Source organism: Candidatus Oscillochloris fontis, from assembly GCF_004138135.1.
GTDB lineage: Bacteria > Chloroflexota > Chloroflexia > Chloroflexales > Chloroflexaceae > Oscillochloris > Oscillochloris fontis.
Window position 1 is genome coordinate 37,373 of sequence record NZ_RYFD01000015.1, and the last position, 14,874, is coordinate 52,246.

The window sequence follows — 14,874 nt, forward strand, 5'->3', positions numbered from 1 at the left end:
TTTCCTTCAGACGAGGTTATTCCGCCCATGTCTACACTCCAATTACCACTCGCAGCCGCTCAACTGCATTTCAATCAGCAGCTCTTTTCCGATTACTACCTCGATCAGATTCTGCCTCAACATACCGATTGGCGTCTGCTAATTGATGAGGCGGCGGCGGTGCTAGTCAAGATTCGGGCGATCTATGCCGGTTTTACGCCGAGTAGTATCGAGGCGCAGACTGAGGATGATCTGATTAAGCCGGTGCTGGCGGCGCTTGGGCATAGTTTCGAGGTGCAGGCGGCGCTGAAGACGCCCGATGGTACCAAGAAGCCGGATTATGTCTTCTACCGCGATCTGCCCGCCCGCGATGCCAATAAGGGCCGCGTTCTTGATGATGCGCTGCCCGCGCAGGCTGCGTTTGCGGTGGGTGATGCCAAGTATTGGGATCGCCCGCTTGATGTGGCGCTCAAGTTGAAGACCGGCGACCCGTTTACCAATCGGAATCCCGGCTACCAGATTGCCTTCTATATCCAGCACTCCGGGTTGGAGTGGGGTATCCTGACCAATGGCCGCCGCTGGCGCCTCTATCATAAGGAGACGGCGCATAAGCTCGACCGTTTCTATGAGGTGGATCTGCCCAGTCTGCTTGAACGTAACGATCCGGCGGCGTTCCTCTATTTCTATGCCTTCTTCCGCCGCGCTGCGTTTGAGGTGCATCCGCTTGGCCTTGGTACGCTACTCCAGGCGAGTAGTGATTTCGCCCGTGGCATCAGCGAGAATATCAAACAGCAGGTCTATACCGCGCTACGCCACGTCGCCCAGGGCTTCCTCGATTATGCCCCTAATGCGCTCCGACCTGACCCGGCGACGCTCAAGCTGATCTATGATCACAGTCTGATCGTGCTCTATCGCTTGCTCTTCGTGCTCTATGCCGAGGCGCGTGAGTTGTTGCCGCTGCGTGAGAGTGCGATCTACCGCCACAACTATAGTCTCGATGCGATCAAACGCAAAGTTGCAGAGAACATTGATAGTGGCTTGCCGCTCTTGACGAGCAGTGCGATCTTCTGGATACGCTTGTACACGCTCTTCGGCCTGATTGATAAGGGTGAGCCGCACCTCAAGATTAGTACCTTTAATGGCGGGCTTTTTGATCCATCGCGCTATCCCTTCCTAGATCAGCATAGCATCGGTGATGCCCATCTGCTCCAAGCGCTCGATCTGCTCACCCGCGTGAAACGGCAGTTTGTGGATTACCGCGATCTGGCCGAACGCCACCTGGGCACGATCTATGAGGGGTTGCTGGAGTATCATCTGGCTGCACTCGCTCCTCCCGGTGCAACGCCGACGGACGGGCAGGTGGCGCGTAACGATGAGGATGCGGGCTTTATGGTCGCACTCGTCAATAGCGAGGGTGAGCGCCATCGCACTGGCTCCTACTATACCCCCGATTTTGTGGTCTACTACATTATTGATCAGACCCTCAGGCCGCTGCTTGATGCGGCGGTGGCTGATCAGACGAGCGATCAGGCCAAGGTCGCGGCGGTGCTGGCACTGAATGTACTCGATCCGAGTATGGGTTCGGGCCATTTTCCGGTCGCGGCTACCGAGTATATCGCACGCTATCTGATCGATCTGGGCATTACGGCGCTGGAAGAAGATGCGGCGGCTGAACCCGATCTGGCCTACTGGAAGCGCCGCGTGGCCCAGAACTGTATCTATGGCGTCGATCTGAACCCGCTGGCGGTGGATCTGGCCAAGCTCTCGCTCTGGCTGAGTACAGCGGCGAAGGATAAGCCGCTCTCGTTCCTCGACCACCACCTGCGCTGTGGGAACGCGGTGGTTGGGGTGCGCTTGAGTGACCTCGACCTGAGTGGGACGGCTCCGACCAAGCGTGGCCCCTCGAAGAAGACCCAGGCAGCAGTGGCCTCCGGGCAGCTCTCGATGCTCGACGATCACGACTTTACCCGCAGTATGTCCACGGCGGTCGATTCGATGTGGCTGATTGAGCGCTCGGCGGGCAATACGCTGGCAGAGGTGAAGGAGCAGGAGCAGACCTACCAGGTGGTGCGCGCCGAACTGAGCAAGCGCTATGCCCATATTGCCGATCTGGCGACGGCGGCGCAGGGCTTCGGGCTGGCGGTTGATCGCACGCTCTGGCCCGAACTGGTGCGCCAAGCCAGCCGGGGCCACGAGGCGCTGATGCTGCCCGCGATTACCCGGCTGCTCGCGCAGGCTGCGGCGATGGCCGAGGCGCAGCGCTTCTTCCACTGGGATCTGGAGTTCCCAGAGGTCTTCTTCGACCGCTTCGGGCGTCCGTTGGGCGAAAAAGCCGGGTTCGATGCGCTGATCGGCAACCCGCCCTATGTGCGCCAGGAACAGATCGCGCCCTACAAGGGCTTTCTGGCGGCGGCCTTCAGCGAGACCTACCACGGCGCAGCGGATCTCTTTGTCTATTTCTACCACCAGGGGCTGCGGCTGCTGCGTAGCGGGGGGCGGCTGAGCTATATCGTCACCAACAAGTGGCTGAGGTCGGGCTATGGCGAGGCGCTACGTGGCTACTTCACCCAACATACCCGCATCGAACGCCTGATTGACTTCGGCCACGCGCCGATCTTTGCCGATGCGGATGTCTTTCCCTGTATTATTGTGCTAGAAAAACCCGCCGCATCTGACGCGACGAGCGACACCCATACCATCAACGTTACGGCTTTCCCCCGCGAGGCGCTCAAACTGCACAGCATTGCCGACTACGAGGCCGCACATAGCTACCCTGTGCCCCAAATACGCCTGAGGCGCAGCGCCTGGAGCCTGGAGACCGCCGAGATCGAGGCGTTGATGGCGAAGATCCGCCGGGCAGGTGTGCCGCTAACCGAATTTGCCGGGATCAAGCCGTATCGCGGCGTGCTAACTGGCTTCAACGAAGCCTTCCTGATTGACACCGCCACCAAAGAGCGCCTCATCCGTGAAGATCCGCGCTCGGCGGAGATCATCAAGCCCTACCTACGCGGCCAAGACATCAAACGCTGGTCGCCGGAGTGGGATGGCGTGTGGTTGATTTTTACTGGGCATGGGGTCGAGATCTCCAATTACCCTGCCATTCTTACCCATCTCACGCCCTTCCGCGCTGCGCTAGAGAGACGAGCCGGGAGCCAAGAATGGTGGCAAACCCAAGCTACAACAGCTTTTCATCATCTGTTTGCCCAACCTAAATTGATGTATCAAGAAATTCAGTATCACTCACGATACTGTTTTGATAATCAAGGATTCTATGGGAATAACAAAACCTTCTTGATTCCCACTGGCAACCTGTGGCTTCTCGCCGTCCTCAACTCACCGCTGATGTGGTGGCACAACTGGCGTTTCCTACCCCACATGAAGGACGAGGCACTCAACCCGGCTGGCTTTCTGATGGAACAACTCCCCATCGCCCCAGCCAGCGACGCAATCCGCGCCGAAATCGAGCCAGCGGTAACGCGGCTCATCGCCATCACCCAAGCCGAGCAGGAGGCGCGGCGCGACACCCTAGACTGGCTACGCAGCGAATTTGGGGTTGAGCAAGCGGGCCAAAAGCTAGAGAACTTCGCCAGCCTAAGCGCAGACGAATTCATCGCCGAAGTAAAGAAACGCCGCCCGAAGGGTAGTGGTGCAACATCTTGCGTCACTACCCCCGCCACACTCAAGGCACTACGGACGGGGTACAACGAACAAGTCCCACCCGTGCAAGCACGTGCAGGTGAAGCATTGGGGCTAGAGCGGCGCATCGCCGCGCTCGTCAACAGCGCCTACGGCCTCAGCCCCGAAGACGTGGAACTCCTATGGCGCAGCGCGCCACCGAGGATGCCGGTGGGGCGGGGAGAGAGGTAGAGATGCAAGGTATTGCGTCTCGACTTGCATCTCTACGCTCGAAGAATCGTGAGGATTGCCGCGATCACAGCTTCGTTTGTTGCGTCGCTAATCCGTCCGATGCGATACAGAATCAATGCGCTATCGGCAGTAAAGAGGCGATTCGGGCGGATATTGCTCATCTGACGCAGCCCACCATGAACGAAGTCCGTCTCACGCAAGGGAATAGCATAGGAATCGCGGATGGCCTGACTGGTGATCTGGCAAAGAATGACATCATCGCCATTCAGATCTGCCAACACCAGCGCAGGGCGGCGTTTACTCGCACTGAGGTCAGAGAAGGGGAAGGGAACCACGACCACATCGCCTTTTATAAATGCGCCCATGCAGAATCCTCCTCGGGGCGACTCCAATCGTGATGTAGCACCGACTCGCTCATCAGAGCCGTCTCTCGCAGATCGGGTTCAGCCTGGAATACAATCGCTATGGCATCACGTTCGATTAGATAAGAGATAAAATCGTAGACGACCGTGAGTTTCTCAGGCGATAAATGTCGTAGACGCTCATCAATTTCGCGGATAGTCACTGCCGTCATGACAACCTCTTTTCTGTGGGTTATCCTATAGATAGGCCAAACATTCGTTTCTATTGTAGCATACGTCTACCCGGTTTTTTACTCGATAACCTATCAGAACCAGAAAATCTACCCAGACAGAGTTAAGGAGGCGCTATGACCATCAGTATTGACATTGCCGAGCTGATTGCTCAGACCGACGCATCCAAAGCGCCCGTGCGGCTAGAGTACGTGCGCGGGCATGCCAAGTGGGAGGCATCACCCGCAAGCCGCCACCAGAAGGCACTCCAGCGCATTGAACGCTCACTACATCCTATTCCCGGCCATCCGGGCGGCTGTGGCTGCTTTGCGCTTGCCGATACCCTCATCCGCTTTGGCGATCCCGACCGATCCATCAAGCGCCCCGATCTGGCCATCTTCTGTAGCGAGCCACCCGACTCCGACGAGGCGCTAGAGATCATCCCCGCAGCCGTGGTTGAGGTGATCAGTCTGGGCTACGAAGAGAAAGACCTTGGCCCGGATGGTGCGCCCTTCTATCTCGCCTATGGCGTGCAGGATGTCGTCATCACCGACCCCCGGAATGGCCAGGTCTACCACGAGCGTCCGGGTTGCCCCCGGCGCATGCTCACTGCCCCGGTGAGCATTGATCTTGCCTGTGGGTGCCGGGTGACGGTGGAGTAGACTCACCGCCGCCCCAACAACGCCTGCCACGTCGCACAATCCAGGGTGGGGCTGGTGGGCAGGTTACGGCTGGCCTGGAATGCTTCGAGCGCCGTGCGGGTTTGATCGCCAAAGTAGCCATCTGGCGCCCCGGCCTGCAAGCCGAGGGCATTCAGGCGCGCTTGCAGATCGGCAGCCCCCGCCGAAAAGACCCGGCTGGCCGGGGGTTGCCAGCCAATCTGCGGCAGCAGACTGCAATCCCCGGCATAGAGCGGCTGATCGGTGTCGGCCCAGTGGGCCTGCGAACCAACCACCTCGGTACGCAGCGCCGCCCCGCCCATGCTCGGCACCCAGGTCAATGTTCCGGCAATCGGGTTCTCCAACACCGCGTCCCACACCGTCAACAAGGCTCCGCTACCATCCTCGCGCCAGAGCGCATCGCTCAGCGGGAAGGATTGGGGATGTACTGGGATCACTCGGCCATCCATTGCCACCCGCGCCAGTTGGGGCGTGAAGGGAAATTCCCAACTGAAATCATCATACGAAGCCTGCTGGTGCAGCGCATAGATCTGGCCATCGGCCAACTGGCGTGCCCCGGTCACCAACGGCACTGAATCCTCGCTCTGCTCCAAAACGGGCTGCTCCGCCCCGCTCACCAGATCGATCACCACCAGGCCATAGCGCATATCGGGGCCGGGGCCACCGCCCGTGACGGTGATCGCCGTGCCATCGGTACTCCACACCGGCCACTCGCAGCATGTCCAGGTACGCAAGCGGATCTGGCCCGCCGCGATCACCACCGCTTGGCCACCTGGAATCGCCGGGCCAGCCGCATCATAGGCCCACAGCAACAGACGTGAATCATTGGGCGCATAAGCAACCGGCGTATAGATCCACACCTCATCGCCACTAGAAGCATTCGGCCCATCGGCGAGGACGAGGCTAGGCCGCCCGCCGCGCACCGGCAGCGCCCAGATCCCATCGGGGGCATCGGGCTGCCCGGTGATGCGCAGCGCCACCGTCTGGCCATCGGGGCTAATACGTGGGAACCCCAACTGCCCGCTGAGCAACTCGCGCCGCCCGGAGCCATCGAGCGCCACGAGTGTCTGCTGCTGCTCGTCACCCACCAAGTAGACCAGCGTGCCGGTGCGCTGCGCCACACTCAGATCACGCACCGGCTGGGACTCAAAACTGATCTGGGTCAGCGTAGCGCCATCGGGTTCCAGACGCACGATCTGTTCATTGGGGTTCAGATAGTTGATCAGATAGACCGGCGCGGGCAAACCCGTCGCCACCGCCAGCGTCGCGGTTGGCACAGGCACAGGAGTCGCCGGAAGAGGACTAGGCGAATCGGTCGGCTTCTGCGCCAACGTCGGCACCGGGGAAGGCGGGATGCTGGTACTGGTGGGCGGCAGCGAGGTGGGTGGAAGTGGCGTGGGTGGAATGCTGGTGACAGATGGAGGGCTAGCCGTGCCACAGGCAGTTAGGAGCCAGAGCAATATAAACAGGAAAACCGGGTTATTTCGCATCATACCCACCCTTCCAGCCAGTTTCCCGGAAGCTGAGGCTTCCGGGAAACTCACCACAACCCTACCCCGCCAAATCATTCATAAACCGCTCAAGCACACCAATCGCCACCGCGACATCCTCAAGCGTCACCGACTCGGCAGGATTATGACTCATCCCACCCTTACAACGCACAAAGAGCACCGCCGAATCGGTAATCCCGGACATCACCGACGCATCGTGGCATGCCCCACTCGGCATCTCCACCGGGGTATACCCGGCGGCACCAATCGCAGCAGACAGCCGATTGCGCATATCGGGAGCCATCGTCGTGCCACCCTGCACCTGCGCCTCATCCCACCGCAGGCTCAGGCCGCGTTCCGAAGCAATCGCCCTGGCCCGCCAGTGCAGATGGGCCAACGCGCTCAAACGCGCCTGATCATCCTGATGGCGCAGATCGAGGCTCAACGTCGCGGTGCCAGGAATCACATTGCGCGAGCCAGGCGCAACACACAACTCACCCACCGTCGCCATCAAACCCGAAATCTCCCGCGCATAGGACTCCACCGCGCCGACAAACTCAGAAGCACCACACAGAGCGTCGTGGCGCTGATCCATCGCCATCGTACCGGCGTGGCCCGGTGTGCCCATAAAGGTCAGCGTAGCCCGACTAATCCCGGCAATCGTACTCACAACCGCCACCGGCAGGTTCATACGTTCCAGGTTCGTATCCTGCTCAATATGCACCTCAAGGTAACCGAGTAAGGTTTGGCGACGCCGCGCCTCCTGCACGATCAAGTCGGGATGACCACCAAACTCGCGCACCGCATCAGCCACCGTTGTGCCATTCTCATCATGCAGCAAGAGCGCCGCCGGATCAAAACTCCCGGCCAGAACCCGGCTGCCCAAAAAGGAGCTACCAAAGCGCAGACCCTCTTGATCAATAAAACCAACCACCTCAATCGCAAAGGGCAAGCGCCGCTTAGCTTGGTGAAGCCGCTCAACCACCGCCAAGCCAATCATCACACCCAGGATGCCATCGAACTTGCCCGCATCACGCACCGTATCGAGATGCGAACCGATGATCAGCGTCCGTGCTGCCGAGCGATTAGCCGTATAGGTACCCACCAGATTCCCAATACAATCTTCGTGGATCACCATCCCCGCCGCTCGCATCCATCCCGTTATCAGACCATAAACAGAGCGCATCGCGGGGGTGAAGGAGCGCCGCGTCAGCCGCCCTTCTTCCTCACTGATGGTTCCCAACTTCGAGCAGCGCTCCAAAACGATCTGTGCATGATCGACCGGCATAAGTCCCCCTATAGTATAGCGTCACAAGCGCCGCAGCGGATACGTCTGTGTACCCTCGTCATGAACCCCTCAAACCCCCTGCCCATACGCCTTCTCAAGCCGCACCCGCACGCTCATCCGTGGCGCATCGGGGCGGCGCTGGAGCCACACTTCAGCACCCTCAGGGCCAAGGTAGCGCAATGCTAAGCGTCGCCGCAGATCGGGGTCAAAGGTCTCAACCGTCGCCTGACCTTGGAGCGTCAGATAGCGTTTACCATCAGCAATCATCACACTAATTGTTGGATTACGCACGAGGTTACGCACCTTGACACTATTCGCACCGACACTAAAACGGATCTCATCACTATCATCCAATACATACCAGACCACCGTTTGTTGGATACTGTTATCGGCGTTCACCGTAGCAATGACCGCATAGTGCAACTCATCAAGGTAGGCACGGCGGGCAGCAGTCAGAAGCATGAAGCAGAGCCTTTCGTTCGTATGTATGATCGCCTCTATCTGGCGTCGTAGAAGCGAGCATGATCCATTGTACCGCGAAATCCTGTTGGTTTAGAACCAATAACTACCAAACGATAGCAAACTAGGGGGTTGACTTTAACCATTGCATAATGCTATAGTACCCAAAGAAAGACCAATGGGGTGCCCTGTCTGCGTCCCTCCATTGTGTGGATATTGCTGGGGTTTGAGGTTACGCTCAGCCCCATCTTATTGCCGCTATGGCAACACACGCCAGCGAGAGGGGCCTGAGCGTGGGATAACTGCGCTCCGGCCTTTCGACATCTCCACACCTGATACGACGCTGTATCGTACATGAGGTAGCACCCCACTGGCATATTGGTATAGCTCGCGTCCCCCCGCAGGATGCTTCTATGAAGCGCACATGACTTGACATATCCCGTATGCTAGTAGCAGGAAATACCCACACATGGGCGCATACAGATAGCTGCATCTACGCATTATAGCCTGGGATTGTCAGATCATTGCGACAGGCAAGGGATGACCACGCTCATTCAACCGCCCGTACAGGAGTTGGGATCGATGATGGAACGCTTACTTGAGATGGCGCGTGCGCGCGGTTATCTTACCTACAACGATATCCTTGAGGCGTTCCCACAGCCGGAACTGCATGTGGCCGAAGTTGACCAACTCTACGCTACCATGCAGGCTGAGGGTCTGAAGGTGGTCGAGTCGGCAGCAGAGTTGGAGGCACCCCAGCCTGCCGATGATGAGGCGCTGGCTGAATTACCCGATTTGGCCGATATTGCCTTTGATGACCCGGTACGTATGTACCTTCAGGAGATCGGTCAAGTGCCGCTGCTCACCGCCGAAAAGGAGGTCGAGCTGGCAAAGAGTATGGAGGCTGGTGATATTGCCCGCCACCGCATTGACCGCGAAGAGTATACCAGTGGTCGTGAGCGGATGGAGCTTGAACGCTCCTATGCGCTCGGCTGTGAGTCGCGCCAGCATCTCATCCAGGCCAACCTGCGTCTGGTGGTTTCGATTGCCAAAAAATACACCTCCTATGGCCTGACCATGATGGATCTGGTGCAGGAGGGCAATATCGGCCTGATGCGCGCGGTTGAGAAGTTTGATTATACCAAGGGGCATAAGTTCTCGACCTATGCGACCTGGTGGATCAGGCAGGCGATCACCCGCGCAATTGCCGATCAGAGCCGCACGATTCGCTTGCCTGTCCACATGGGCGAGGCAATCAGCCAAGTCAAGCGCACGTCGCACAAACTCCAACAATCTATGCAGCGCGAGCCAACCCCCGAAGAGATCGCCGAGGCGATGGGGATCTCAGCCGGGAAGGTACGCCGCACCCTAGAGGCCAGTATGCACCCGCTCTCACTAGAGATGCCGGTCGGCCAAGAGGGTGAGGGGCGGATGGGCGATTTTATCGAAGATGATCGCATCTCGACGCCCTCGGAGGCCGCCGCCGCCGCGATGCTGCGTGAGCAGATCGAAGAGGTGTTGCAGAAGTTGCCCGAACGTGAGCGCAAGATCATTCAACTGCGCTACGGCCTCAAGGATGGGCGCTACCGCACCCTTGAGGAGGTCGGGGTTGAGTTCGGGATCACCCGTGAGCGTATCCGCCAGATCGAGGCGGTCGCACTGCGTAAGTTGCGCCACCCGCACTTGGGCAAGAAGCTGCGCGGATATTTGGATTAGGGAGATCTTATTTTTTTCTCGTATGTTGGCGGCTTCGCCGCCAACATACGAGAAAGAAAGTTCTTCGGGGGCGGCTTCGCCTCCCCCAAGCCCCCGCCAGGAGGAGCGTCGCGACGCGCCCCTACGATTCTAACAACACCCCCAACGTCTCGCGGGCGCAGCGCTCCCAGGTGAATTGGGCCGCCCGTGCGCTGCCGCGTTGGCGCAACTCGTCGCGCAGATCGGCATCGCTGGCAAGGCGCAGCAGGCTCGCTGCAATCGCCGCAGTATCGGTGGGGGCGACGAGTAGCGCGGCATCTCCGGCCACTTCGGGGAGCGACGAGGTGGTACTGGTGAGCACGGGTGCCCCACAGGCCATGGCCTCTAGCACCGGCATGCCGAAGCCCTCGTAGAGCGAGGGGAAGGTAAACGCCAAAGCCCCGCTCATCAGCGGCGCGAGGTCAGCATCGGGGAGGTAGCCGCACAGCCGCACCCGCCCGCTGAGGCCGTGCTGGGCGGCGCACTGCTCGATGCCCGCGCTCAGCCAGCCACGCCCGCCACCAATCACCAACTCCACATCGGCGAGTTCGGGCAGCCCCGCCACCTGGGCGAAGGCGTCAATCAGGCGCTCCAGGTTCTTGCGCGGCTGAAGTGTGCCCACATAGAAGAAGTAGCGCCGCCCAATCGCGTGGCGTTCACGAGCCGCCGCGAGCACCTGCGGATCACGCACCGGCTGGAAGGCCGGGTTGAGGCCGTGATGCACCACCCGGATGCGCGCCGGATCGGCGCCGTAGTGGCGCACCAGATCATCTTTGGTGGCCTGCGAGATCGCAATCGTCTGCCGCGCCGCCCGCAAACTCCAGGCGGTCGTGAGGTGCAGTTCCAGGCGGCGGCGAGCCGTATGCGCCTGCGGGAAGGCCAGGTAGCCCAGATCATGGATGGTGACGACCGAGGCGGGCGGATGCACGAGCGGGATGACATGCGCCGGAACGAAGAAGACATCGGGTTGCTGACGCAGCACCGCTGGCCCCAGGCGCGCATGCGTCCAGAGGCGCGGCAGCCGCAGGCTGCGCAGCGCCATGTTTGGCCCCAGCGGCGGCAATGCAGGCGGCAGACCATTCGTGTAGAGCGTATAGGTATTGAAGCGGTCAATCCGCGCCAAGGCGGCGATCAGTTCGTAGGTGTAGCGCTCGGTGCCGGTGCGCTGGGCCACGGCAATCCGGCTGGCGTCAATCGCAATGCTGGATGGTGATCTCTCCATGGGCGCCATTGTACCATGACTTGACACCTAGTATACCTTTCGGTATACTAGGTGTATGGAGAAAGATAACCGCAGCCATATTCTTGATCAAGCGTTACAACTCTTCGCCAAGCACGGCTACGACGGCGTAGGCGTGCAGGAGATCTGTAACGCCGCAGGCATCACCAAGCCGACGCTCTACCACTACTTCGGCAGCAAACGCGGCCTGCTCGAAACGCTGGTGCAGGAACGCGGGCGCTCGTTCCTCGCCGCACTGACCGTGGCCACCACCTATGCGGGCGACATGCCACTGAGCTTAGAACAGGTGGCGCGGGCCTACTTCGAGTTTGCCGCGCAGCAGCCGTTGCTCTACCGCATCTTGATCGGGTTCTGGTTTATGGTGCCCGAAAACGAGGCGTTCCAGGTGGTGTTGGCCTTCAATAGCGAACAACAGCGCATGGTTGCGCAGATGTTTGAGGCGGCGGTTGCGGATCATGGCAATATGCGCGGGCGTCACCGCGTGTATGCGGCGACCTTTATTGGTACCCTGAACACCTACGCCGGGATTGCCCTGAATGGCTATGGGCAGCTCGATGCTGAGACGGTGTATCAGGCGGTGCGCCAGTTCTCCTATGGGATCTATTCCTAGGAGGGGCGCAGCATCGCCCGCTATGCGGCAGGAGAAGACGAACGCAGCTAGAGGGCGCTGCTTCGCCCTCACTATACCTACTGGTATGTATAATGGAGAAACACCCATGAACCACTGGTCACAGGATGCCATCTTCTACCACATCTACCCCTTAGGGCTGTGTGGTGCCCCCAAACAGAACGATTTCCACTGCCCGCCAACCCCGCGTCTGCAAGAGCTACACGGCTGGATCGCGCATCTGCGCGATCTAGGGGTCAATGCGCTCTACCTCGGCCCGGTGTTCGAGTCGAGTGCGCATGGGTATGACACCGCCGACTTCTACCAGGTGGATCGGCGTCTCGGCCAGAACCAGGATCTCGCCGATCTTGCGGCGGCGCTGCATCAGGCGGGGATTCGGCTCATCCTTGATGGGGTCTTCAACCATGTCGGGCGCGATTTTTGGGCTTTCCGCGATCTCCGGGCCAATGGGGCGGCGTCGGCCTTCCGCGATTGGTTTGCGGGGGTTGATTTCTCCCAATCCAGCCCCTACGGTGATCCCTTCACCTACACGCCCTGGAATGGCCACTTCGATCTGGTCAAACTGAACCTCCAGCACCCCGATGTGCGCGCCCATCTGTTTGAGGCGGTGCGCTCCTGGTTCGCCACCTTTCAGATTGATGGCCTGCGCCTTGATGTGGCCGAGCAGATTGATCCCGCATTCCTGCGCGACCTCGCGGCGCTGTGTCGCTCGATGCGCCCCGATGCGTGGCTGCTGGGCGAGCAGGTTCATGGTGATTATCGGCGGCTGACGGATGGAGCCAACCTTGATTCGGCAACCAACTATGAGTTGTACAAAGGGCTATTTTCGAGCCTGAATGATGCGAACTATTTTGAGGTAGCCTATGCGCTCAACCGCCAGTTTGGTATGGGTGGGATGTACCGTAATCTGCCGCTCTACAACTTTGCCGATAACCACGATGTGGCTCGTGTGGCCAGTCTGTTACGGCAGCCCCGCCACCTCGCACCACTCTACGCCTTGCTCCTCACCGCCCCAGGGGTTCCGTCAATCTACTACGGGAGCGAATGGGGCTTGGGTGGGGTCAAGGCGCACGACGACTGGCCCCTGCGCCCCCGGCTGGAGTTGGCGACGACCCAAGCGCACGCCCCACACCCCCATCTGCCTGCGCTCATCACGCACCTGATCGCGGTGCGCCATGCAACCCCGGCGCTGCGGTACGGCGATTACCAGCAACTCCATGTGGCAGCCGAACAACTAGCCTTTGTGCGCCGCTGGGAGCATCAGCGTGCGCTGGTTGCCCTGAATGCTGCCACCACGCCGCACCACCTACACCTGCGGGTTGATCTCCCTGATGGAACGCGGCTCCACGACGCGCTCAATCCTGAGCAGGTGGTGGTGGTTGCTGGCGGCAAGATCGCGGTTGGGGTACCCGCCAACTGGGCGTGTGTGTGGGTGAATAGTCACATCTCCACCACCTGATACTCGCGCCCAATCTCAGCCACGCCCGTATAACCGCTGACGCGAACCTCAGCCAGCACCGCCTCTTCGGGCATTGTCCAGTGTGGGCTATAGTGAACCAGCACGAGCCGCCCGACCCCGGCTGCCTGCGCCACCTCGCCCGCTTGGCGCGGCGAGGTGTGGCCGGGGAAGGGCGCGGGGGTGGTCGCCTCGTGGATGAGCACGGCGGCCCCCTGCGCCAACGCCGCGACCTCCAGGCATGGCTCGGTATCCGCCGAGTAGCAGAGCACCTCGTTCGGCCCCGATCCCTCAATCCGTAACGCAAGGCATGGCCGACTATGCGCGGTCATTGCGGTGTGGATGCGCCAACCTTCACTCAGCGCGATCTCCTGGCCGGGGCTGAGTTCATTCCAGATGATCGGAGGTTGGTACTTCTCTAACGCAAAGGCGGCCAAGATCGCCTGCACCAAATGGAGCGTGGAGGCAAGGCCATAGATCGGCAAGGGATCGGTGCGCCCGGCCAGCCGCATGCTGAAGAGCAACCCCGGCAGACCGTTGATGTGATCGCAGTGGCTGTGGGTCAGCAAGATGCCCTGTAGCTGTTGTGGGTTCAGGCCCGCCCGTAACAGGCGCTGGTAGGTGCTACCGCCCGCGTCTATCAGCAGCGGGCCGCCCGGCGCATCCCAGACCATGTGGGTATTCTCGCGGTCGGCATCGGGGACGCCGGTGCCGGTGCCGAGCAGGATCATACGTGGCATGTGGTGGCTCCTTTAGTTTCCATCATCCATCGGCACCAGCCGCTTGCGCAGCGCATAGATCGCCACCTGGGTGCGATCTGCGAGGTGCAGCTTGGAGAGAATGTTGGAAAGATGGGTCTTGGTGGTCTTCTCGGAGATGATCAGCGTGTCGGCGATCTCCTTGTTGGACATGCCCTTGGCCACGAGGCGCAGCACGTCCATCTCGCGTGGGGTAAGCTGGTCTACGGTCGTTTCGGAGGAGCGCGGGGCGCTAAACTCCTGCATCAGCTTGGCGGCCACCTCTGGGTGCAACACCGCCTCGTTGCGCTGCGCGGCACGGATGGCATGCGCCAACTCCTCCGGTGAGATGTCCTTGAGCAGGTAGGAGATCGCACCCGCCTTAATCGCCGGAAAGACCTTGTTATCGTCACTGAAACTGGTGAGGACGATCACCTTGCTACTGGGGCTGACCATCTTGATCTGGCGGGTAGTCTCGACGCCATCAATCCCTGGCATAACCAGATCCATCAGCACAATATCGGGCAACAGATCGCGGGCCAGTTGCACGCCCTCGGCACCACTACTGGCCTCGCCGATCACCTCGATATCGCCCTGCAATTCCAGAAAATCGCGCAAGCCCTGGCGCACGACACGGTGGTCGTCAATCAGCATGACAGTAATCATATCCATACGTGGCTCCTTCTGCTCTTGTACTTGTTCACACTTGGGGTAAACAGAATTTTCGTGTTGACGCAAAGGCGC

At 60.1% G+C, this 14,874-nt stretch carries 13 protein-coding genes; 5 read left to right on the forward strand and 8 right to left on the reverse strand.

The annotated features are described in order from the left end of the window. The first annotated feature begins 27 nt into the window (after positions 1-27). Positions 28-3,846, forward strand: a complete 3,819-nt coding sequence (locus EKD03_RS19170; protein WP_129629324.1) for an Eco57I restriction-modification methylase domain-containing protein — start codon at positions 28-30, stop codon at positions 3,844-3,846. Between the two features lie 32 nt (positions 3,847-3,878). Here the strand turns inward: EKD03_RS19170 and EKD03_RS07885 are convergent, their stop codons facing one another. Further along, positions 3,879-4,211: a type II toxin-antitoxin system PemK/MazF family toxin gene (locus tag EKD03_RS07885; RefSeq protein WP_129629326.1), complete on the reverse strand. Its 333-nt coding sequence runs from the start codon at positions 4,209-4,211 to the stop codon at positions 3,879-3,881. Continuing rightward, positions 4,196-4,420: a hypothetical protein gene (locus EKD03_RS07890; protein ID WP_202976778.1), complete on the reverse strand. Its 225-nt coding sequence runs from the start codon at positions 4,418-4,420 to the stop codon at positions 4,196-4,198. The genes EKD03_RS07885 and EKD03_RS07890 overlap by 16 nt, the downstream gene beginning before the upstream one ends. 135 nt (positions 4,421-4,555) lie before the next feature. Here EKD03_RS07890 and EKD03_RS07895 point away from each other — a divergent pair, with 135 nt between their 5' ends. After that, the gene (locus EKD03_RS07895; RefSeq protein WP_129629328.1) at positions 4,556-5,080 is read left to right on the forward strand and encodes a Uma2 family endonuclease; all 525 of its coding nucleotides are present in this window, start codon (positions 4,556-4,558) and stop codon (positions 5,078-5,080) included. A 2-nt stretch (positions 5,081-5,082) separates the two neighbouring features. On the opposite strand, the gene EKD03_RS07900 is transcribed toward EKD03_RS07895, so the two are convergent. The 3 genes from EKD03_RS07900 to EKD03_RS07910 all read right to left on the reverse strand — a co-directional run bounded on the left by EKD03_RS07900 (position 5,083) and on the right by EKD03_RS07910 (position 8,338). Next, positions 5,083-6,591 carry a peptidoglycan-binding protein gene (locus EKD03_RS07900; protein ID WP_129629330.1) on the reverse strand — a complete coding sequence of 503 codons (1,509 nt, stop codon included), beginning with the start codon at positions 6,589-6,591 and terminating at the stop codon, positions 5,083-5,085. A 58-nt stretch (positions 6,592-6,649) separates the two neighbouring features. After that, a complete protein-coding gene (locus EKD03_RS07905) occupies positions 6,650-7,876 on the reverse strand; it encodes an allantoate amidohydrolase (protein WP_129629332.1) in 1,227 nt (408 codons plus the stop codon). Between the two features lie 69 nt (positions 7,877-7,945). Then, positions 7,946-8,338 carry a TIGR03618 family F420-dependent PPOX class oxidoreductase gene (locus EKD03_RS07910; protein ID WP_129629334.1) on the reverse strand — a complete coding sequence of 131 codons (393 nt, stop codon included), beginning with the start codon at positions 8,336-8,338 and terminating at the stop codon, positions 7,946-7,948. Between the two features lie 579 nt (positions 8,339-8,917). Between EKD03_RS07910 and rpoD the strand changes: the two genes are divergently transcribed. Next, on the forward strand, positions 8,918-10,051 hold the full coding sequence (gene rpoD / locus EKD03_RS07915) for an RNA polymerase sigma factor RpoD (protein WP_129629398.1): 1,134 nt from the start codon (positions 8,918-8,920) through the stop codon (positions 10,049-10,051). Positions 10,052-10,172: 121 nt separating this feature from the next. Here the strand turns inward: rpoD and EKD03_RS07925 are convergent, their stop codons facing one another. After that, entirely contained in the window at positions 10,173-11,291 is a 1,119-nt protein-coding gene (locus tag EKD03_RS07925; protein WP_338030935.1) for a glycosyltransferase family 4 protein, read from the reverse strand. A 55-nt stretch (positions 11,292-11,346) separates the two neighbouring features. Between EKD03_RS07925 and EKD03_RS07930 the strand changes: the two genes are divergently transcribed. Next, positions 11,347-11,919: a TetR/AcrR family transcriptional regulator gene (locus EKD03_RS07930; RefSeq protein WP_129629339.1), complete on the forward strand. Its 573-nt coding sequence runs from the start codon at positions 11,347-11,349 to the stop codon at positions 11,917-11,919. A 106-nt stretch (positions 11,920-12,025) separates the two neighbouring features. Further along, complete coding sequence (locus EKD03_RS07935; protein ID WP_129629341.1) at positions 12,026-13,396, forward strand: alpha-amylase family glycosyl hydrolase; 1,371 nt, start codon at positions 12,026-12,028, stop codon at positions 13,394-13,396. Here EKD03_RS07935 and EKD03_RS07940 read toward each other — a convergent pair. Together EKD03_RS07940 and EKD03_RS07945 are read right to left on the reverse strand one after the other, a co-directional pair. Further along, the gene (locus tag EKD03_RS07940) at positions 13,378-14,133 is read right to left on the reverse strand and encodes an MBL fold metallo-hydrolase (RefSeq protein ID WP_129629343.1); all 756 of its coding nucleotides are present in this window, start codon (positions 14,131-14,133) and stop codon (positions 13,378-13,380) included. The genes EKD03_RS07935 and EKD03_RS07940 overlap by 19 nt on opposite strands. Before the next feature lie 12 nt (positions 14,134-14,145). Further along, positions 14,146-14,802 carry a response regulator gene (locus EKD03_RS07945; protein WP_129629345.1) on the reverse strand — a complete coding sequence of 219 codons (657 nt, stop codon included), beginning with the start codon at positions 14,800-14,802 and terminating at the stop codon, positions 14,146-14,148. Positions 14,803-14,874 lie beyond the last annotated feature (72 nt).